This window comes from Vibrio sp. K4 (assembly GCF_051122595.1).
Lineage (GTDB): Bacteria > Pseudomonadota > Gammaproteobacteria > Enterobacterales > Vibrionaceae > Vibrio > Vibrio owensii.
On sequence record NZ_CP178577.1, the window covers coordinates 542,854 to 562,631 of the forward strand.

19 protein-coding genes are annotated in these 19,778 nt (G+C 46.0%); 11 read left to right on the forward strand and 8 right to left on the reverse strand.

The features are described 5' to 3' along the window. The first annotated feature begins 6 nt into the window (after nt 1-6). The 4 genes from nqrE to nqrM all read left to right on the forward strand — a co-directional run bounded on the left by nqrE (nt 7) and on the right by nqrM (nt 3,276). On the forward strand, nt 7-603 hold the full coding sequence (nqrE, locus tag ACLIIY_RS02510; protein WP_005436652.1) for an NADH:ubiquinone reductase (Na(+)-transporting) subunit E: 597 nt from the start codon (nt 7-9) through the stop codon (nt 601-603). Nucleotides 604-636: 33 nt separating this feature from the next. Beyond that, nucleotides 637-1,860: an NADH:ubiquinone reductase (Na(+)-transporting) subunit F gene (gene nqrF, locus ACLIIY_RS02515; protein ID WP_009707442.1), complete on the forward strand. Its 1,224-nt coding sequence runs from the start codon at nt 637-639 to the stop codon at nt 1,858-1,860. Nucleotides 1,861-2,015: 155 nt separating this feature from the next. Continuing rightward, complete coding sequence (locus ACLIIY_RS02520) at nt 2,016-3,020, forward strand: FAD:protein FMN transferase (RefSeq protein ID WP_005436654.1); 1,005 nt, start codon at nt 2,016-2,018, stop codon at nt 3,018-3,020. Nucleotides 3,021-3,042: 22 nt separating this feature from the next. Beyond that, a complete protein-coding gene (gene nqrM, locus ACLIIY_RS02525; protein WP_005436655.1) occupies nt 3,043-3,276 on the forward strand; it encodes a (Na+)-NQR maturation NqrM in 234 nt (77 codons plus the stop codon). Between the two features lie 72 nt (nt 3,277-3,348). Here nqrM and ACLIIY_RS02530 read toward each other — a convergent pair whose 3' ends face one another. Further along, nucleotides 3,349-4,563 (reverse strand): diguanylate cyclase, encoded by a 1,215-nt coding sequence (locus ACLIIY_RS02530; RefSeq protein ID WP_434528080.1) that lies wholly within the window; start codon nt 4,561-4,563, stop codon nt 3,349-3,351. A 172-nt stretch (nt 4,564-4,735) separates the two neighbouring features. On the opposite strand from ACLIIY_RS02530, the gene dinB reads away from it, so the two are divergent. Continuing rightward, nucleotides 4,736-5,800, forward strand: coding sequence for a DNA polymerase IV (gene dinB / locus ACLIIY_RS02535; RefSeq protein ID WP_032803015.1), 1,065 nt, complete (start codon nt 4,736-4,738; stop codon nt 5,798-5,800). Here the strand turns inward: dinB and ACLIIY_RS02540 are convergent. After that, the gene (locus tag ACLIIY_RS02540) at nt 5,797-7,722 is read right to left on the reverse strand and encodes a RecQ family ATP-dependent DNA helicase (protein ID WP_434528081.1); all 1,926 of its coding nucleotides are present in this window, start codon (nt 7,720-7,722) and stop codon (nt 5,797-5,799) included. The genes dinB and ACLIIY_RS02540 overlap by 4 nt on opposite strands. 76 nt (nt 7,723-7,798) lie before the next feature. Between ACLIIY_RS02540 and ACLIIY_RS02545 the strand changes: the two genes are divergently transcribed. Beyond that, on the forward strand, nt 7,799-8,278 hold the full coding sequence (locus ACLIIY_RS02545) for a GreA/GreB family elongation factor (protein ID WP_038895679.1): 480 nt from the start codon (nt 7,799-7,801) through the stop codon (nt 8,276-8,278). 59 nt (nt 8,279-8,337) lie between these two features. Next, the gene (locus ACLIIY_RS02550) at nt 8,338-9,081 is read left to right on the forward strand and encodes a YggN family protein (RefSeq protein ID WP_009707438.1); all 744 of its coding nucleotides are present in this window, start codon (nt 8,338-8,340) and stop codon (nt 9,079-9,081) included. A 77-nt stretch (nt 9,082-9,158) separates the two neighbouring features. On the opposite strand, the gene ACLIIY_RS02555 is transcribed toward ACLIIY_RS02550, so the two are convergent. Continuing rightward, entirely contained in the window at nt 9,159-11,699 is a 2,541-nt protein-coding gene (locus ACLIIY_RS02555; protein WP_434528082.1) for an Ig-like domain-containing protein, read from the reverse strand. A gap of 370 nt (nt 11,700-12,069) precedes the next feature. Here ACLIIY_RS02555 and ACLIIY_RS02560 point away from each other — a divergent pair, with 370 nt between their 5' ends. Next, entirely contained in the window at nt 12,070-13,434 is a 1,365-nt protein-coding gene (locus ACLIIY_RS02560; protein ID WP_005436738.1) for a sodium-dependent transporter, read from the forward strand. A 93-nt stretch (nt 13,435-13,527) separates the two neighbouring features. Here ACLIIY_RS02560 and ACLIIY_RS02565 read toward each other — a convergent pair whose 3' ends face one another. The 5 genes from ACLIIY_RS02565 to tsaA all read right to left on the reverse strand — a co-directional run bounded on the left by ACLIIY_RS02565 (nt 13,528) and on the right by tsaA (nt 17,403). Beyond that, nucleotides 13,528-13,719, reverse strand: a complete 192-nt coding sequence (locus ACLIIY_RS02565; RefSeq protein WP_010449802.1) for a DUF4250 domain-containing protein — start codon at nt 13,717-13,719, stop codon at nt 13,528-13,530. Then, a complete protein-coding gene (locus ACLIIY_RS02570; RefSeq protein ID WP_005529380.1) occupies nt 13,719-13,925 on the reverse strand; it encodes a YaeP family protein in 207 nt (68 codons plus the stop codon). The genes ACLIIY_RS02565 and ACLIIY_RS02570 overlap by 1 nt, the downstream gene beginning before the upstream one ends. A 113-nt stretch (nt 13,926-14,038) precedes the next feature. Continuing rightward, complete coding sequence (locus tag ACLIIY_RS02575; RefSeq protein ID WP_039986258.1) at nt 14,039-14,707, reverse strand: tellurite resistance TerB family protein; 669 nt, start codon at nt 14,705-14,707, stop codon at nt 14,039-14,041. 173 nt (nt 14,708-14,880) lie between these two features. Then, nucleotides 14,881-16,596: a proline--tRNA ligase gene (locus ACLIIY_RS02580; protein WP_051119236.1), complete on the reverse strand. Its 1,716-nt coding sequence runs from the start codon at nt 16,594-16,596 to the stop codon at nt 14,881-14,883. A 111-nt stretch (nt 16,597-16,707) separates the two neighbouring features. Further along, nucleotides 16,708-17,403, reverse strand: coding sequence for a tRNA (N6-threonylcarbamoyladenosine(37)-N6)-methyltransferase TrmO (tsaA, locus tag ACLIIY_RS02585; protein WP_171370574.1), 696 nt, complete (start codon nt 17,401-17,403; stop codon nt 16,708-16,710). A 125-nt stretch (nt 17,404-17,528) separates the two neighbouring features. On the opposite strand from tsaA, the gene ACLIIY_RS02590 reads away from it, so the two are divergent. The 3 genes from ACLIIY_RS02590 (at nt 17,529) to ACLIIY_RS02600 (ending at nt 19,733) form a co-directional block, all read left to right on the forward strand. After that, entirely contained in the window at nt 17,529-17,789 is a 261-nt protein-coding gene (locus ACLIIY_RS02590; protein WP_009707432.1) for a type B 50S ribosomal protein L31, read from the forward strand. Between the two features lie 3 nt (nt 17,790-17,792). Continuing rightward, entirely contained in the window at nt 17,793-17,918 is a 126-nt protein-coding gene (gene ykgO, locus ACLIIY_RS02595) for a type B 50S ribosomal protein L36 (protein WP_009847431.1), read from the forward strand. 228 nt (nt 17,919-18,146) lie between these two features. Beyond that, a complete protein-coding gene (locus tag ACLIIY_RS02600; RefSeq protein ID WP_009707431.1) occupies nt 18,147-19,733 on the forward strand; it encodes an AbgT family transporter in 1,587 nt (528 codons plus the stop codon). The last annotated feature ends 45 nt before the right edge of the window (nt 19,734-19,778 follow it).

A 19,778-nucleotide genomic window follows, 5' to 3' on the forward strand; every position in this document is an offset into this window, starting at 1 on the left:
GACGTCATGGAACATTACATCAGTCTGCTAGTTAAATCGATTTTCATCGAAAACATGGCACTGTCTTTCTTCCTAGGTATGTGTACTTTCCTTGCCGTATCTAAGAAAGTTAAGACCTCTTTCGGTCTAGGTGTTGCAGTTGTGGTAGTACTAACTATCGCGGTTCCTGTGAACAACCTAGTTTACAACCTAGTTTTGAAAGAGAACGCGTTAGTTGAGGGCGTAGACCTTAGCTTCCTAAACTTCATCACCTTTATCGGTGTAATTGCGGCACTTGTACAGATTCTAGAGATGGTTCTTGACCGTTTCTTCCCACCTTTGTACAACGCGCTAGGCATCTTCCTACCGCTGATCACAGTAAACTGTGCGATCTTCGGTGGTGTATCTTTCATGGTACAACGTGACTACAACTTTGCTGAATCTGTTGTTTACGGCTTCGGTTCTGGTGTGGGCTGGATGCTAGCAATCGTTGCTCTTGCAGGTATCCGTGAGAAGATGAAGTATTCAGACGTACCTCCTGGTCTACGTGGTCTAGGCATCACGTTCATCACTGTAGGTCTAATGGCGTTAGGCTTCATGTCTTTCTCTGGTGTTCAACTGTAAGTCGGGTAAACCGCAACAATTAAGGAATAGTCAATGGACATTATTCTTGGTGTAGTGATGTTTACTCTGATCGTACTTGCGCTAGTACTAGTGATTCTTTTCGCTAAGTCTAAGCTTGTACCAACAGGTGACATTACAATTTCTGTGAACGATGACCCTTCACTGGCGATCGTTACACAACCAGGTGGTAAGCTACTATCTGCGTTAGCTGGTGCTGGCGTATTCGTATCTTCTGCTTGTGGTGGCGGTGGCTCTTGTGGTCAGTGTCGCGTAAAAGTTAAATCAGGTGGTGGTGACATCCTACCTACCGAGCTTGACCACATTACTAAAGGTGAAGCACGTGAAGGTGAGCGTCTAGCGTGTCAGGTTGCAATGAAAACTGACATGGACATCGAACTTCCTGAAGAAATCTTCGGCGTTAAGAAGTGGGAATGTACTGTTATCTCTAACGATAACAAAGCAACATTCATCAAAGAGCTTAAGCTACAAATCCCAGATGGCGAATCAGTACCTTTCCGTGCTGGTGGTTACATCCAGATTGAAGCGCCAGCTCACCACGTTAAATACGCTGATTTCGATGTACCTGAAGAATACCGTGAAGATTGGGACAAGTTTAACCTGTTCCGCTACGAGTCTAAGGTAAACGAAGACACGATCCGCGCATACTCTATGGCTAACTACCCAGAAGAGCACGGTATCATCATGCTTAACGTGCGTATCGCTACGCCGCCGCCTAACAACCCAGACGTACCACCTGGCATCATGTCATCGTTCATCTGGTCTCTGAAAGAAGGCGACAAGTGTACGATTTCTGGTCCATTTGGTGAGTTCTTCGCGAAAGACACTGACGCTGAAATGGTATTCGTTGGTGGTGGTGCAGGTATGGCTCCAATGCGTTCTCATATCTTCGACCAGCTAAAACGTCTGCACTCTAAGCGTAAGATGTCATTCTGGTACGGTGCACGTTCTAAGCGTGAAATGTTCTACGTAGAAGACTTCGACGGCCTAGCGGCTGACAACGATAACTTCGTATGGCACTGTGCACTGTCTGACCCTATGCCAGAAGATAACTGGGATGGTTACACTGGCTTCATTCACAACGTTCTTTACGAGAACTACCTACGTGATCACGAAGCGCCAGAAGACTGTGAATACTACATGTGTGGTCCACCTATGATGAACGCTGCTGTAATCGGCATGCTAAAAGATCTAGGTGTAGAGGATGAAAACATCCTACTAGATGACTTCGGTGGTTAGTTCCTCCAAGTGATTGAATCTATGGCTAGCTCTCTAAGAGCTAGCCATTATTTTTTGTAGAAAACACGACGATATTCAACAGTTGATATAGGAAATCGGTTTGTCTCAAGAGAACCCATTTTCCATATCAATTTAACGACAATAGGAGTAAACAAGTGAAAAAGTGGCTTGTTGCATTCGCTTCTCTATTGGTTTTGGCTGGCTGTGAAAAGTCTGCGGATCAAATTCATCTAAGTGGCCCAACTATGGGCACAACTTACAACATCAAATACATTCAGCAAGATGGCCTACCATCGCCTGAAGCGCTTCAGACAGAAATCGATCGTCTACTTGAAGAAGTGAACGATCAAATGTCGACGTACCGTGAAGATTCAGAGCTTAGCCGTTTTAATCAACACACAACGAGTGAGCCATTCGAGGTATCCCCACAAACTGCAACAGTAGTGAAAGAAGCGATTCGTCTAAACGGTCTTACTTTAGGTGCACTAGACGTCACTGTTGGTCCTTTGGTTAACCTTTGGGGCTTTGGACCTGAAGCGCGTCCAGATGTGGTACCGACAGACGAAGAGCTAGCGGCTCGCAAAGCGAATACAGGTATCCATCATCTTTCTATTGAAGGCAATAAAATGTCTAAAGACATTCCGAACCTTTACGTTGATCTATCAACTATCGCAAAAGGTTGGGGTGTTGATGTAGTTGCGGATTACCTACAATCTGAAGGTATTCACAACTACATGGTAGAAGTTGGTGGTGAAATGCGTTTGAAAGGCATTAACCGTGAAGGTGTGCCGTGGCGTATTGCAATTGAAAAGCCAACCGTTGATGAGCGCTCAATTCAAGAAATTATTGAGCCGGGTGATATGGCAATTGCAACAAGCGGTGACTATCGTAATTACTTTGAGAGCAATGGTGTGCGATACTCTCACATCATTAACCCGCAAACAGGCAAACCAATCCATCATAAAGTGGTGTCTGTAACGGTACTGGATAAATCGTCGATGACGGCTGATGGTCTTGCAACTGGCCTAATGGTGCTAGGTGAAGACAAAGGCATGGAAATCGCGAACGAGAATAACATTCCTGTTTTCATGGTTGTGAAAACGGATGATGGTTTTAAAGAGCTGGCTTCGGAAGCATACAAGCCGTTCATGAAGAAATAACAACAGAAGTGAGCATGTCCTTATGAGTACATTTCTAATTACTTTTGCTGTCTTTGTTGCGGTGATTGCAGCGATGGCAGTAGGTTACATCTTCCAAAAGAAGGTTGTAAAAGGTAGCTGTGGTGGCCTTGGTGCAGTAGGCATCGAGAAAGTATGTAACTGCCCAGAACCATGTGATGCACGTAAAAAGCGTGAAGCCCGTGAAGCTGCGCGTGCTGAGAAGCTCGCAGCATGGGAAAAAGATCGCATTGCTTAATCGGCGATAACCAAAATAGAAAACCCAGCCTTGTCGCTGGGTTTTGTTTTTTTGTAATCGAGAAACAGGGCGCTATTGGTAGACAGTCTGGTTGCGACCACTTTCTTTCGCTTGATATAAACGGTCATCGGCCACTTTTATCTGTTGGTCTAGATTACCCTGTATATTTGACACGCCAAGACTGATGGTCACTTGAATGTCTTCTTCCTGATACGGAATAGGGGTTTTCTCTACTCTTTGGCGCATTTGCTCTAAACGAGTGACGAAATCATCATAGCTTCCACAAGCTTGAATGCAGAATTCTTCCCCACCAAAGCGAGCGATGACGTCTTCAGGGAAGTAAATCTTAAGGATATTCGCTACCATCACCAGTGCAGCATCACCGCCATCATGCCCGTAGTTATCGTTGACCTTCTTGAAAAAGTCGATGTCCAGCATAGCGATATTACGCTTCTCGCAGCCACCACAAGCTTGTCCAAACAAAAAGCGGCGGTTCCATAAACCAGTTAGAGCATCTTGGTTTGCCATTCTAAATAGCTCAGTGGTTGCTTCTTTCATGTCTAAGATTTGATGAACGCGGCAAAAGAATTCTTCTTGATTGAAAGGCTTATATAGAAAGTCATTCGCACCCGCCTTAAGAAAACGTGCGGTCATGGTGTGATCGTCGCTTCCTGAGATGCCTAATATAGCAAGTTGGTTCTTATCCAATTTCTGGCGCAACTCGCGAATCATGGTAATACCATCTTTTACTGGCATATCGTGGTCAGTCAGCACTAGGGTGATATCTGGGTTTTGCTCGATCAACTCGATGGCTTGTTGACCATTTTCAGCTTGCAACGTTTGGATGTACTGGTGTTCTAACAATTGCACAACGTGGCGACGAACCGTCATCGAATCGTCAACGACTAAGCACTTGTGTCGCTGATTATTGGTCAATCGTTTGATCAGTGGAAGGAGGTACGAGACGGAAGCCATACTGTCTTTTAGAATGTAGTCCAACACGCCCTTCGCCAGCATTTTTTCACGAACATCATCTTGAAACATTGCCGTAAGTACGATGACTTTTTGTTGATGAGCTAAAGAGAGATCGATGATTTCGCCTTCTTGGGCGTCAGGTAAGCAGTAATCTAATACCGCACACAACAGCTCTGGTTTAGTCGCTAAAATGGATTGAGCGTCCGCATAGCTCTCTGCAGCAAGTACCTCATAACCAGCCTGAGTTAAGATCTGTACGAGATAGTTTCTAAAGGCGCGACTGTCTTCGACGACCAGTATTTTATTACTCAAAGAAGTGTCCTTACTTTTTTAGTGTTATTTGAATCAATAATAACGAAATATGAATACATCGCTATTAAAAACTCCGACAAAAATTTCCAATATTGACTCCAGATAACAGTATTTCCAATACGTATATTTGTAGCTATACTGTGTTTTTGAACAGTGTATTTGTGTGTAGAGCGTGATTGAGCGAGTAAGAAAAATTATTCACGTAGATATGGATTGTTTCTATGCGGCGGTAGAAATGCGAGACAATCCAAATTACCGTGGGATTGCGCTTGCAGTAGGTGGCCATGAGAAGCAGAGAGGTGTCATCAGCACGTGTAATTATGAAGCACGTAAGTTTGGTGTACGCAGTGCAATGCCAACCGCAAGAGCATTACAACTATGTCCGAACCTCCTCGTCGTTCCGGGGCGCATGCACGTGTATAAACAAGTTTCTCAGCAGATTCGCGCCATTTTTGAACGATATACATCGCTGATTGAACCGCTTTCTCTTGATGAGGCTTATCTCGATGTTACCGACTCTACGGTATGTCGTGGTTCCGCGACCTTGATTGCGGAATCGATTCGCAATGATATCCGAAATGAGCTGGGAATTACTGCATCTGCAGGCATTGCTCCGATTAAGTTTCTTGCCAAAGTCGCCTCCGACATGAACAAACCCAATGGCCAGTTTGTGATTCCACCCGATAAAGTCCAAGAGGTGGTCGATAAATTGCCTTTGGAAAAGATTCCAGGTGTTGGCAAAGTGAGTTTAGAGAAACTCCATCAGGCTGGCTTCTATCTATGTGAAGACATAAAAAACAGTGATTACCGTGAACTATTGCGTCAGTTCGGCCGTCAAGGTGCTTCGCTTTGGAAACGCAGCCATGGTATTGATGATCGTGAAGTGGTAGTGGAGCGAGAACGCAAATCGGTTGGAGTAGAGCGAACCTTTAGCGAAAACATTTCGACTTACGATGAATGTTGGAAGGTGATTGAAGATAAGTTGTACCCTGAACTGGAGAGACGCTTAGAAAAAGCCAGTCCAGATAAATCGATCATCAAGCAGGGTATCAAGCTCAAGTTTGCTGACTTTCAACTCACAACGATTGAGCACATTCACCCTCAACTTGAGCTCGAAGATTTCAAAGTTCTGTTAAGAGACATTCTTAAGCGCCAAAACGGCCGAGAGATACGCTTGTTAGGCTTGAGTGTGATGCTCAAGCCTGAAGAACAAGCACGGCAATTGAGTTTCTTCTAAGCTCGCGCTAACTCAACTTGCTTGAGCACTTGTTCAAAGGAGACATTTGCCATTGAACCATAGCCTCGAAGTTTACTGGCTTTAAGTTGAGTGATGATTGGCGTGCTAATACCACATAGGAATCGAGCTACGGCGGCATTACTGATCGCCGTTGGTGAAAGCTGAACAAACTCATCAACCCAAGCAGATAAATGTGCCAGTTCGGGTTGTTCTTGCTGTGGTTGAGGGAATGATGCGACTTGTCCACGACATACTGAGCAGTGGCCGCATTGCGTCGGTGCATGGTGATCAGCAAAGTAATGCGCTAATTGATAGCTCAAGCAGTCCGATGATTGGAACAGATTCAACATCGTATGAATTCGTTCAATGTCTTTTTGTTCTTTAGATTGGAACAGTTCAACCAAATGTTGAGAGGTCGCTTCTTGGTTTTGAGTCGCAGGGAGAACCGAATACACATCCGTGAGCTGTTTACTTTCTAATTCAATCCAACCGTTTTGGTGGAAGTAATCAAGCGCCGCAACCACACGGCTGCGCTCAGATTGATAGTTCATCCACAACGCTTCTAAATCCACTTGGCACCATACTTTCGCTTTGGTCGAGCAAGCAAAAATAGCTTCAATAAACTGGCGGCGCTCGCCTTGGAACTGATTGAGGATGAAAGAGCGGTCTTGCAAGAACTTGAAGCGATATTCTGCGAAATAGCTGTATTTGGCTTCAATCACTTTTGCCAGCTCTAGGTAAACCAACAAGGTCTTCAGCGGCAGTTGGCGAATGTTGCTGTCGCGAGATAAGCGCAGCGCCATCACTTCCCATTGAGGCGTGTTCTCGCGAATTTGTTCCAATACATAATTGATTGAGCTTGGCTCAGGCGTATCGCCGTAAACAAAATTCTCTAATACCGTTAGGCCAGAGGTATTACCCAGAAGAATACATTCAGAACGTTGCCCATCACGTCCCGCTCGGCCAATTTCTTGTGCGTAGTTTTCGATTGATTTCGGTAAATCGAAGTGAATCACACGGCGAATATCGGATTTATCTACACCCATACCAAAGGCTATTGTGGCGACAATGCAGTCGATTTGCGAGTCCATAAATTGCTGTTGGATTTTCTCACGAATGTCGCTCTTCATTCCTGCGTGATAAGCGTGAGCATTGATACCCAAACGAATCAGTGAGTTAGCAACTTGCTCTGCGGTTTGCTGTTGAGTCACGTACACGATGCTTGGCAGTTTCGGTGCGGTAGCAATAATGTCGCTCAATTGAGTTAGCTTATTTTCCTCTTCACATTGAAGTACCGAAATATCAAGATTAGAGCGATAGAAACCGGTAACGGTAATGTTCTCGCCAGCGATATCAAACTTACTTTGCATGTCCTCGATGACTGCTGGCGTAGCGGTTGCAGTCAGCAAGAGTGTTTGAGGGATATTCAGTTCGCGCTGGTATTGCGGCAGTTTAAGGTAGTCAGGACGGAAGTTATGACCCCACTCCGAGATACAGTGCGCTTCGTCGACCACCATGAGAGAAAGTGGAATTTGACGAATGAACTCGCGAAAACGTTCGTTCTTGAGTCGCTCTACCGAGATCATCAAAATCTTGATATGCCCATTCTTCACGCCAGCCATCACCTGCTGAGTTTCTTCACGGCTTTGGCTACTGTCGATAGATGCCGCAGCAATGCCTCTGCCTTGTAAGAAACTAAGTTGGTCTTTCATCAATGCAAGAAGCGGTGAAATCACTAACGTCAGGTGTGGTAACTGAGTAGCTGGAAGCTGGTAACAAAGCGATTTCCCTGAGCCAGTTGGGAAGATGGCAGCGGCTGAGTGTCCGTTCATTACAGCTTCAATCACCGGTTGTTGGCCGGGTCTTAATGAGTCAAACCCGAACACGGATTGAAGCGTTTGCTGAAGCGAGTCACTTTGCATAATAGGGAAACCTTGGTTTGATGATAAACTGGGTTACATTAACACACCCTGAGTGCCAAACGCGCGCCCTAAAAGTATGAACAAAGTCGATTTAGTCCAAATAATCATTCAACAACTCGAAGATAAACTGCAAGTTGCTCATGCCTCGACTCAGAGAGCGATTGACGCCGCAACGGATGAAGAAACCGTGCCTGAGCATAAGTACGATACACTCGCTTTAGAGGCATCTTACCTCGCGCATGGGCAAGCGATGCGCGTGCAAGAGAGTGAAGAAGAGCTTCGCCAGTACCGAACTCTTGTGTTACGTGATTTTGTTGATGCTCGTATCGCGGTTAGTGCTTATGTGGAATTAGTGGACGAGAACGATGTTGAAAAAGCCTTCTTTATCGGTCCTTGCTCTGGCGGGCTGACTGTCGAATGGCAAGGCAAAGAGGTGTTTGTTCTTACGCCGAAATCCCCCCTTGGTCGTGCTTTGATGGGGAAAGAAGAAGGGGAGGAAGTGGAGATGAAAATTGGCGATAAAACAACTTGTTATGAAGTCGTGACGATTTGCTGACATCCCACCCATAGCTGGCTGTTATAGTTAAACAGAATAACCATGAAAAAGAGAAAGTAATGAAGAAACTGCTCACGCTCTCCTTGTTGACTATCAGTGCCAGTGGCTACGCAGCTCAGTGTCGCGTTGATATTAACAACGAAGTTCGTATGGATGGTCAGAACTTAGAAATCGTACATGCCAATGGTGAAAAAGCGGTCGTCGATGAAGACAATAACCTGTTCATCAAAGGTGAAATGATCGAGCTAGACGATGATCAAAAAGCGGCAATTGAAAGTTACCGCGAGAAGATGAATGCTTATATTCCGCAAGCGAAACAGCTCGCGAGTGATGGCTTAGCCCTAGCAAATGACATCATCGATGATATCGCAGTAAGCCTTGATGCGCCTGACTCGTTTGATAACGTTAAGGTTGCGGTAAAGGATTTCTTTGCCGATGTAGAAGCCCGTTACTACAAAGACGGTGATTTTATTCTACCTGCTGACAGTTTTGACTCGATGACAGAATCATGGTCAAAAGACTTCGAAAAGGCACAAGAAATCTTTAACAAAGAATTCCTAACCAGCGCATTTGACGCTTTGTCTGCCAAGATGAAAGAAGATGGTGGTTTGAACTTAACTGCGCTGTCTGAAAGCATGACGGAACTGCAAGCCAAGGTACAAGAGCGCTTAGCTGAGCATTCGAAAGACGTAGAGAAACAAGCGGAAGATTTGTGTGAATCACTGGATGATATGGCGGGTGAAGAACAAGATCTGCTGAAGAAGATCCCAGCATTAAAAGATTACCAAGTCTTCACGATCTAATTCGCGAAACACAAATAACAAAGAGCGCCTGTTATCGGCGCTCTTTTTATATGGATACTATTCAGTATCTATTCGAGTTATTCCGCATTCATCTGAGTTAGCTTATCGCCCACTGGTTTCGAGAAGTTGAAGCCATCATGCTCATCCCAGTTGATTGACCATGTCATCACACCTGCGTAATTCGGGTAGTTAAACGCTGGTTTCACTGTGCCACATGACGTGCCTTTAGTCAGACAGTCTAGCGCGTCTAGAATGTTCTGTGTTGGCGCCTGACCTGAGTTAGCTGAGCTTGGACCTGATGGCAAGCCAATCGCCACTTGGTCATCACGCAATGGCTCAAACATGGTGCCGTCTGCCAATTCAAAACCTTCAATCAGCATCTTAGACTGCGCCACCATCATATCCACAGAACCTTCTGGCGCAGAACCTGGCAGGTAAGGGTTTGGCAGGCCGCCGTTGTTGTATAACTGAACGTGTAGCAGATCGAGTGTGCTGCGTGTTTCGTTAATAACAGGAATGTACGCTCCCCAAATTCCGCTATAAGCAATGTAGCCACCTTGTACGTAAGGGTGCTCAGGTGCCATGGTTAGGTACATATCGCCGCCCATGTTCTGCTCGATTTGCAACAAAGCACCACCTAAACGTGCTTGAATTTGCGAACCATGCAGCAGGTTAGAGCCACTTTCTAGATCCACATCCAAACCATCGAAGCCCCATTCGGCAATCAATGCGGTTAGGCTAGACACGAAGTTTGCTTCATCTTGGTCTGTGTTGAGCGTGATTGTGCCTTCTGCACCACCAAGAGACAGAACGAACTTCTTACCTTTAGCTTGCAGCGCGGCCATGTCTTGCTTGAATTGAGTTGGGTCTAGCGCAGGACAATCACTGTAGATGTCACCAGAATACAGGTTGAAGTGCACTGTACCATCGCTGTTACGGTCGTTTTCTGCAAAGGCAATATCAATCACATCCCATGCATCAGACATATCCGCTAGGCGAATAGGACAGCCCGCACCGTTCACGAAGTTGTGCCAGTAGCCAATCAGCTTATGACGTTTCTCAGTTTGTTCAACAACGGTAATCGATGCCGCATCAGAAAGCGCTGTTGTACCTGCAAGGTCGGTAGCTTGAGCGCTTACCGTAAAGCTACCAATCGCGGCAGGTGTCCAGTCCGCCGAGTAAGGTGCCGTCGTGTCTGTTGCGACAATCGCACCGTTCACCATAAAGTCGACGTGTTTCACGCCAGAGGTTAGTGAGGTTGCATCCGCGCTTAGAACGAGATTTTTACCTAAACCGACGGTTTGACCTGCACTCGGTGAAGTCAATGAAATCACCAAATCTTGGTCACTCACCGTTACGTTAACGACAGAATCGGACGTATTGTTATCGTTGTCTGTGGCAACGGCTTTTAGTTGATTCGCGCCAACTAGCGTTGCATTCCATAGAACGGAATATGGTGCTTGAGCAACCACACCTAAACTGGTGCCATTGGCGAAGAACTCTACTTGAGTCACATTACCGTCTGCATCACTGGCATCCGCCGAGACTTCAACGCTGTCACCTGCGAGCAAGACTTGTCCTTCGCTTGGTGCGGTGATAGCAACTTGAGGCGGTGTAGAACAGGCTCCTAGCCCAGTCCACGCATCCTGCCAGTACAAACCTTCACCCGGCTCATAAGCCCAGGCTGCATCAGAAGAACACCAACCTGCAACATCACAGCGGTATTTCTGGTTGAGGTTAGAGACGAGTGTACCTGCTTCATAGCGGTTACCAGCTACATAAGGTACAGCATCTGCACAGCCACCAGAGCTGGAATCGCTGACGATGAGCGAGACTTCTTGGCTCATAGTTGTCAGGTTTGAATCATCGGTTGCTTGCGCTTTGAAGGTATGAGTACCGACCGCCGCCGTCCAGACGTATTCATATGGAGCCGCAGTATCGACGGCAACGGATTGGTTGTTTATGAAGAACTCAACTTGAGTGACTAAACCATCGCTGTCTGCTGCATCGGCCGTTACCGAAATAGTGTCACCCACACTTGGTGTTTCCGTGCCTGTTGGGCTCGTTAGAGAAACGGTTGGAGGTGGTAGTTCGGTTTGCGGTTGAACGAAGATAGAAACATTGGTTGTGGTTACCGCACCTTCGTTGTCGGTGGCGATTGCCGTTAACTGAGAGACACCCTCTACTGCTGTCCAGTTAGCTTGGAAAGGGGATTGGGTAACAACAGCAACGGTCTGGTTACCAGCAAGAAATTCGACTTGAGCCACTTGGCCGTCTTCGTCAGCAGCGTTCGCTAACAAAGTGATTACGCTACCTTCAGGGATCTGAGCATTATCTGCAGGAGAGGAGAAAGACACCGTTGGAGGGGGGTTTGTACCGCCACCATCACATTGTCCAAGGCCTTTCCACGCCTCCCATGGGCCTGAGTTGTTTACCGGATCATTACCCTGAGTCCAGTAAGCAGCCTCATACGCAGCGCCTTTGGTTTGCACTTGATCGCCAGAGTTATAGACGGTTGCGCTATCCCACGTTGATAAGTTTTGGCAGTTGTAGGCTTGAGCTTGATAGCTAACACTAAGAGCGGCTATCACTGCACCATGCAGTAGAGTGAACTTCATTTTTCTCTCCTTGAGTTACTCGATGTTCGTAAGAACATGAACAGATATAGTTAGATAACTAGTTGATAAATAGACTTCAGGAGAGAAATTCGAAGCGTTATGTTTCACTTTTCAACACGAAATCACGCTGAACTATTCGGACTTTACAACTCGGCTCATTATTTTTCGGCTCACTTCACGCTGATTTATAAATTCATCAAAAAGACAGAAAACGATACTTGGCGAATATGAGATGTACGTGGAAATTTACAAACTGAATGTCTGCTAATTGATCTGATTGTCGAGTAATTAACCTAATGACTCTTGTTGAGTAGAAGATATTGCTATAGTGTACTAGTCAGCTAGTTCATTGATATTTTGTGTGAGTGGTATGACACAACAAACTTCTTCTCAGCCTCGTGAGCATTTTGGCTCGCGCCTTGGATTCATCTTAGCGGCAGCAGGTGCTGCAGTGGGTCTAGGTAACATTTGGGGCTTTCCTACCCAAGCAGCAAGTAACGGCGGCGGTGCCTTCTTGTTGGTGTACTTGGTGATGATTCTTATCGTTGCATTCCCAATGCTGGTGGTTGAAATGGCGATTGGTCGTCATGGCCAAGCAAACCCAGTAGACAGTATGCGTTCTCTAACAGACAACCCTGTGGGCAAGAAGCTTGGCGGCCTAGTTGGTTGGATTGGCCTGAGTGTGCCAAGTGCGGTTTTGGCGTTTTACTCGATTGTAGGCGGCTGGTTGATCTGCTTTATGCTGGGTGCAGTGACCGATATCATGGGCATGGAAGCGGCGACACAATGGTTGAAAGGCTTCAGCGTTGAACGCAACTTGTTCGGTACGATTACATTTTATGTATTAACCATTTTGATCGTACAAGGCGGCGTAAAACAGGGCATTGAAAAGTGGTCTACGCGTCTAATGCCAGCACTGTTTGTTCTGTTCGGTTTGCTGTTCATTTACATCATGACGCAAAACGGTGCGATGGAAGGTTTGAAGCACTACCTAGTGCCTGATTTCGAGAAAGTATGGGATCGCAAACTAATCCTTGCCGCAATGGGCCAAGGTTTCTTCTCACTGACCATCGGTGGCTGTTCGATGCTTATCTATGGCTCTTACCTAAGTAAGAAAGAGAACTTGCCGAAGATGGCGATGAACGTGACTATGGTCGATACCGCAGTTGCCTTTATTGCTGGTCTAGTGGTGATGCCTGCAATGTTCGTTGCGATGCAAAAAGGCGTTCAAATCTATGCAGAAGATGGTTCGCTGTTAAGTTCAGATACACTGGTATTTACAGTTCTACCGCTGATGTTTGATAGCTTAGGTTTGCTTGGTCAACTGTTCTCAATTGTTTTCTTCTTACTACTGACGATTGCAGCATTGACGTCTTCTATCTCGATGCTTGAATGTCCGGTTGCTTTGGTGGGTGAGCGATTCAACACTAAGCGCAGCACGACAAGTTGGGTATTGGGTGGCCTGATTGCTCTGTTCAGTGTGGTTATCGTATTTAACTTCGGCGCACTGTTTGGCATGGTTGCGACCATCGCAACGCAATATCTACAACCTATGGCGGCGTTATTGTTCTGTCTATTTGGTGGCTGGGTATGGAATCGTCACTCAAAAATCAAAGAGCTTGAACAAGGTTGTCCTGAGTTCACTCAAGGTTGGTTCGGTAAGTTGTGGCCAGCATACGTGAAGTTTGTTTGTCCGATTCTGGTCGCGACGGTCATCTGGGCTTCATTTGGTTAATCGGCTTACGCAAAGCATAAAAGAAAAGGGCTTGATGAATGCATCAAGCCCTTTTTTCTATTCGTTATTTATGTTGTCCGTCGCGATGAACGGTTAACGGAATTGACCTGCGTCAGGCAGAAAGTCAAAACCCGCTGTTGCCAGTTTTGCTTCAAGTGCTGCGCGGTCGATATCAAAGAATGCAACCAGCTTATCCAGATCACCACCGAAGTCGTCACGTAGCTTCATGTTGACGATGCTCATCAGCATGATTGGGTCCATGGATTCGAAGTTCGCTAGATTCATTACTTATCCTCGAAATCAGAGATCAGTAGGTTTGCCGCAGCAAACGCCGCTTTTTCACGCACGTCTTTTGGTAGAGACTCGTCTGCCGCAACGTCATTCAGTGCTCTTACGGCACACGAGATTGCTTGAGGCACGTAAGCTTGATCGCCACTACCGATTTGAGCGTAAAGCTCACGAACTAATTCACAACAGCCGTATACTTGCATGGCTAAATCCTTAATAAATGATAACTGCTCTCAAATATACACATAGCCGTTTTGAAACTCAAAGCAGAGAATTGTTTTGGCTCAAGTTAACAAGCAACTTGAGCAAACATTCATCACTGCAACTGTGCTTCCAATTGATGCGTCACTTCTGGAGCAAGGTTGAGTTGCTTCGCAAGTTCCTGCAAATACGCTTTTTCCATAAAGTTTTGCTCATCGGCCACAATCAGTGATGCCAGATATATTTCTGAAGCCTGTTGTGGAGAGGTCGCCAAGCGTGCAATTTCCGCCGGATCGAGAGGCTTGTGTAGCTCTTGATGAACCAACTGTCTTACATGATCATCTGCGCCCATTTCTGTCAGTGCTTGTTCGATGCGAGCCATTTCTTGTTCATCGACATGGCCATCGGCTTTCGCTGCACCAATCATGGCTTTGAGGATCAGTTTTGCATGTTTGTTGTCATCAGGATCGAAGCTTTCGTTGACACCTTGTGTATCCTGTTTTGCTTGCCAATCGTTATAGACTTTGTAAGCCAAAGCACCTAATGCCGCTGCGCCACCGACTTTGAGTGCGCCCGTACCGACTTTCTTGGCCATCTTTTTGCTCTTCTTAGAGCCCATTAACATGCCGATAAGGCCGCCACCAATCGCGCCTGCACCAAGCGTTTTTAGCTGGCTAGAACTTGATGATGATTTGATATTGCTCGTTTGTTTACTGAGCGCATCGCTACCTTGTTTAAGTAGGTCTGATTTGAGTGCTTGGTTAAGAAGACTTTTTAGATCCATGAGTAACCTCCTTACTAGATTGAATCCAGTGTAAGGTGATAAATCTGAACCAAAGATTAACAGCGCAAATATTAGAGAGGGTCTACACACTTAAAAAATCAGGTGTAAAAAAGGGCTGACCGAAGCCAACCCTTTTCATCGCTATATATTCAGCACAACGTGCTTAGTGCAGCTTATTGTAGTTGAGCTTTAACGTGCTCAACGATGTCTGCCATTGCAACGGCTGTCTTCTCACCAGAGCGGCGGTTCTTGTACTCGAAGTTGCCTTCTTTCATTGAACGATCACCGATCACGATAGTGTGAGGAATACCGATAAGTTCCATATCAGAGAACATTACGCCTGGACGCTCTTTACGGTCATCGAATAGTACTTCGATACCCATAGCTGTTAGTTCAGCGTACAGCTTCTCAGCCGCTTCTTTCACTTCTTCAGACTTGTGCATGTTCATTGGAACGATAGCAACTTGGAAAGGTGCTAGTGCGTCTGGCCAGATGATGCCGTATTTGTCGTGGTTCTGCTCGATTGCAGAAGCAACAACACGTGAAACACCGATACCGTAACAACCCATCTCTAGGATTACGTTCTTGCCGTCAGGACCAAGAACACCACAGTTCATTGCTTCTGAGTAAACGTTACCTAGTTGGAAGATGTGACCAACTTCGATACCACGTTTAAGCATTAGCGTACCTTGACCACATGGGCTTGGATCGCCTTCTACTACGTTACGTAGATCTTCAACTTGGCCTAGTTCAACGTCACGACCCCAGTTGATACCGAAGTAGTGTTTACCGTCGATGTTTGCGCCTGCGCCGAAGTCACTCATTACAGCAACAGAGCGGTCAACGATGAATGGCAGTTCAAGGCCTACAGGGCCAAGAGAACCAGCGCCAGCACCGATCAGTGCACGCATTTCCTCTTCAGATGCCATCTCTAGTGGAGAAGCAACTTGAGGTAGGTTTTCTGCTTTCACTTCGTTTAGCTCGTGGTCACCACGAACGATAAGAGCGATGATGTCAGCATCTACTTCATCAGACGCTTTAACGAATAGAGTTTTTACTGTCTTCTCGATTGCTAGACCGTGTTGCTCTACAAGCTCCGCGATTGTTTTCGCGTTTGGCGTATCAACCAGCGTCATCTCTTGAGTTGGTTCAGCGCGCTCACCTGCAGGTGCTGCCGCCTCTGCTTTTTCGATGTTCGCTGCGTAATCAGACTCAGTAGAGAATGCGATTAGGTCTTCGCCGCTTTCAGCAAGTACGTGGAACTCTTGAGAACCACTACCACCGATAGCGCCAGAGTCAGCAAGTACTGGACGGTACTCAAGACCCATGCGATCAAATGCTTTACAGTAAGCATCGTGCATCGCTTGGTAAGATTTCTCTAGACCTTCTTTGTCGATGTCGAAGCTGTATGCATCCATCATGCAGAATTCACGTGCACGCATTACGCCGAAACGTGGGCGACGCTCATCACGGAATTTAGTCTGGATTTGGTACAGGTTTAGCGGAAGCTGTTTGTAAGAGCTCACTTCGTTACGCACAAGGCTAGTGATCACTTCTTCAGCTGTAGGGCTAAGAACAAACGGACGAGTATGACGGTCAGTAAAGCGAAGTAGCTCAGGACCCATCTTCTCAGAACGACCTGTCTCTTCCCATAGTTCAAACGGCTGAACAACGGGCATCAAAGTTTCGACTGCACCTGCATTGTCGATTTCTTGACGAACGATGTTTTCGACTTTACGCAGCACACGTAGACCAGTAGGCAGCCAGGTGTAAAGACCTGAAGCCAGCTTACGGATCATACCCGCGCGTAGCATGAGCTGGTGGCTCACTACTTCTGCGTCGTTTGGAGTCTCCTTCAGAGTAGAAAGAAGATAATTACTGGTACGCATTAAATTTATCCGTTTATTAAAGTTAGATACTCAAGCCAGAATGGACAGGAGTATGAAGGTCCCACAAGGGGAAAATTGTTAGCCGCTTATAATATCAGCCAAATGCCTTTGTCAAAAGCTTTCAATCGCAGTAACTGTTATTAAGTTATCGCTAACCGTGAACTTAACGTTCAGATCGAACAAATTTACCGCATATTCCTTATTGTCAGGCTTGTTTTTCTTGTAAGCCGGACGAGGATCTTGCGCCAGAACCTGCTCGATCACTGTTTTGACATACTCAGTATCGTCACGCTTTTCGAGTGCTGCCAGTGCCACTGAAGAGAAGTCGACCTGTGATTTTTCAGGTTCGTCTTCCGCATAGCCACCTTGTGCCTCTGCAATAGAATCTGAGTAGGGGATGTATGGTTTGATATCAACAATTGGCGTGCCATCGACCAAGTCTACGTTACCAAGATCCAAATAGATCTGATCGCCTTGCTTGCTGATACCTTTAACTTCTACCGCTGACATACCAATGCCATTCGGGCGAAAGGTCGAACGTGAAGCAAACACACCAATACGCTCATTGCCGCCCAAACGAGGCGGGCGCACAGTTGGTTTCCATCCGGCTTCTAAATTCTGATCAAACAAAAACAACAACCAAACATGAGAAAACTGCTCCAATCCGCGCACGGCTTCTGGGCTATTTGCTGTGCCTTGAAGTTTGACGCGTGAGCGCGCGGCTGGCACCAAACGAGGTTGGCGAGGGACAGCAAATTTCTCTTTGTATGGGCTTTCAATAACGCCAATAGGCTCAATGGAATACATGGATACGTTGTCTTATGCATGGGAGATGGAAACTAAAGTACCACAAAATTCCGCTTGCTTTTTTGTTGATAATAATTCTTAATTGCATTGTTATAACATAACAATTAATCGAAAGGACAATTAATATGAAACCAGGTATCCACCCAGAATACCGCCCCGTGGTATTTCACGACACAAGCGTAGATGAGTACTTTGTTGTGGGGTCGACACTACACACTGATCGCACTATCGAATGGAAAGATGGCAAAACTTATCCATATTTCACTCTCGATGTATCATCCGCTTCTCATCCGTTTTACACCGGTAAGCAACGTGTGGTTCAAGCGGAAGGTCGTATTGCGAACTTTAATCGTCGCTTTGGTCAATTTAATAAAGATAAGGACTAAGAGATGAAAGTTGTTAAATCATTAAAGAGCGCAAAAAGCCGACACCCTGATTGCCAAATCGTAAAAAGAAGAGGGCGTTTATACGTTATTTGTAAGTCGAACCCGCGCTTCAAGGCGGTGCAGAAATAACCATAAATATCGTAATAATTTATGGGATGCAGTTACTTATAATGCTGATTTATGATCCATATGTGGGTGATATAACTATATTTTTATCGATAATAGGTCATAAATCCGCCTTTAAGTTACATTCTGTAACGTTTTGAACTTTTACTTAACCCTTGTGTCGAGTACCCTGCGCAAGCTTTATGACATTTTTGTCACAAATGCGCAGGAATAAATACAAGGAGGGAACAGATGAGTTCATCTGCTTCAATGAAACAAAACTCGCCAAAGAAGCCACTATTTACGCGCTTCTTAGATACAGTTGAATATTTGGGGAACCTTTTACCCCACCCAATCACACTTTTCGCCATTTTCTGTCTTGCAATCCTAGTGATGTCCGGTATCGCGGGCTACTTTGAAGTCGCAGTCATGGATCCTCGCCCAGAAGGCGCACCGGGTCGTGCAGCGGACGGTATGATTCAAGTAATCAGTCTGCTCAATGCTGACGGCTTAGAACTGATTGTTACTAACCTAGTGAAAAACTTTGTTGGCTTCGCACCGTTAGGTACGGTTTTGGTTGCGATGCTTGGTGTTGCCATTGCAGAACATTCTGGACTACTTTCTGCTGCAATGCGTGGCCTAGTAATGGGCGCTTCTCAGCGCATGGTTACCGTTACTGTTGTTTTCGCAGGTATCATTTCAAACACGGCTTCTGAGCTTGGCTACGTGGTATTGATCCCACTAGCTGCAATGCTATTCCACTCATTAGGTCGTCACCCACTTGCTGGTCTAGCAGCCGCATTTGCTGGTGTATCTGGTGGTTACTCAGCAAACCTACTGATTGGTACGGTTGACCCATTGCTTTCAGGTATCACTGAAACAGCTGCACAGATGATTGACCCAACTTACACGGTAGGCCCAGAAGTAAACTGGTACTTCATGTTTGTTTCTACCTTCTTTATCGCGATTACCGGTGCATTTGTAACGGAGAAAATCGTTGAGCCGAAACTTGGCAAATACAACGATGAAGAAGCAGCGGAAGATCTGTCTCAAGACAAGATGGGTACACTGACTGACGTAGAGAAGAAAGGTCTTAAACTGGCGGGTATCGCTGTTCTAGCAGTATCGGCGCTACTGGCATGGACTATCGTTCCTGCTGATGGTGTTCTGCGTTCTGATGCAGGCACGGTTGCAGGCTCTCCATTCCTGAAGAGTATCGTAGCATTCATCTTTGTGTTCTTCGCGATTCCTGGTTTTGTGTACGGCCGAGTGGTTGGCACGATGAAAAACGATCGTGACGTGATTGACGCAATGTCGAAGTCAATGTCTTCAATGGGTATGTACATTGTATTGGTATTCTTCGCCGCTCAGTTTGTTGCTTTCTTCAAATGGACTAACTTTGGTCAAGTATTCGCAGTCGCGGGTGCAGACTTCCTACAAAGCATCGGTCTAACTGGCCCAATGTTGTTCTTCGCATTCATCCTAATGTGTGGCTTCATTAACCTTATGATCGGCTCTGCATCGGCACAGTGGGCTGTAACAGCACCTATCTTCGTTCCTATGTTAATGCTTGTGGGTTACGCGCCAGAAACGATTCAGGCGGCTTACCGTATCGGTGACTCAACGACGAACATCATCACTCCAATGATGAGCTACTTCGGTCTTATCCTTGCAGTAGCAACACGTTACATGAAGAACCTAGGTATCGGTACGTTGATTGCGACCATGCTGCCATACTCAATCTGCTTTATCGTAGGTTGGAGTGTGTTGTTCTACCTATGGGTATTCGTATTTGGTCTACCAGTTGGTCCTGGTGCGGCAACGTACTACACGCCTTAATTGGCAACCTCACTCAGCTCTCAAAGCCTGCGTTTATCGCAGGCT

Coding starts and splice junctions, on each gene's coding strand:
- nqrE (WP_005436652.1), top strand. CDS start 7: ATGGAACATTACATCAGTCTGCTAGTTAAATCGATTTTCATCGAAAAC.
- nqrF (WP_009707442.1), top strand. CDS start 637: ATGGACATTATTCTTGGTGTAGTGATGTTTACTCTGATCGTACTTGCG.
- nqrM (WP_005436655.1), top strand. CDS start 3,043: ATGAGTACATTTCTAATTACTTTTGCTGTCTTTGTTGCGGTGATTGCA.
- ACLIIY_RS02540 (WP_434528081.1), bottom strand. CDS start 7,722: ATGCAAAGTGACTCGCTTCAGCAAACGCTTCAATCCGTGTTCGGGTTT.
- ACLIIY_RS02545 (WP_038895679.1), top strand. CDS start 7,799: ATGAACAAAGTCGATTTAGTCCAAATAATCATTCAACAACTCGAAGAT.
- ACLIIY_RS02550 (WP_009707438.1), top strand. CDS start 8,338: ATGAAGAAACTGCTCACGCTCTCCTTGTTGACTATCAGTGCCAGTGGC.
- ACLIIY_RS02555 (WP_434528082.1), bottom strand. CDS start 11,699: ATGAAGTTCACTCTACTGCATGGTGCAGTGATAGCCGCTCTTAGTGTT.
- ACLIIY_RS02560 (WP_005436738.1), top strand. CDS start 12,070: ATGACACAACAAACTTCTTCTCAGCCTCGTGAGCATTTTGGCTCGCGC.
- ACLIIY_RS02565 (WP_010449802.1), bottom strand. CDS start 13,719: ATGAATCTAGCGAACTTCGAATCCATGGACCCAATCATGCTGATGAGC.
- ACLIIY_RS02570 (WP_005529380.1), bottom strand. CDS start 13,925: ATGCAAGTATACGGCTGTTGTGAATTAGTTCGTGAGCTTTACGCTCAA.
- ACLIIY_RS02575 (WP_039986258.1), bottom strand. CDS start 14,707: ATGGATCTAAAAAGTCTTCTTAACCAAGCACTCAAATCAGACCTACTT.
- ACLIIY_RS02580 (WP_051119236.1), bottom strand. CDS start 16,596: ATGCGTACCAGTAATTATCTTCTTTCTACTCTGAAGGAGACTCCAAAC.
- tsaA (WP_171370574.1), bottom strand. CDS start 17,403: ATGTATTCCATTGAGCCTATTGGCGTTATTGAAAGCCCATACAAAGAG.
- ACLIIY_RS02590 (WP_009707432.1), top strand. CDS start 17,529: ATGAAACCAGGTATCCACCCAGAATACCGCCCCGTGGTATTTCACGAC.
- ykgO (WP_009847431.1), top strand. CDS start 17,793: ATGAAAGTTGTTAAATCATTAAAGAGCGCAAAAAGCCGACACCCTGAT.
- ACLIIY_RS02600 (WP_009707431.1), top strand. CDS start 18,147: ATGAGTTCATCTGCTTCAATGAAACAAAACTCGCCAAAGAAGCCACTA.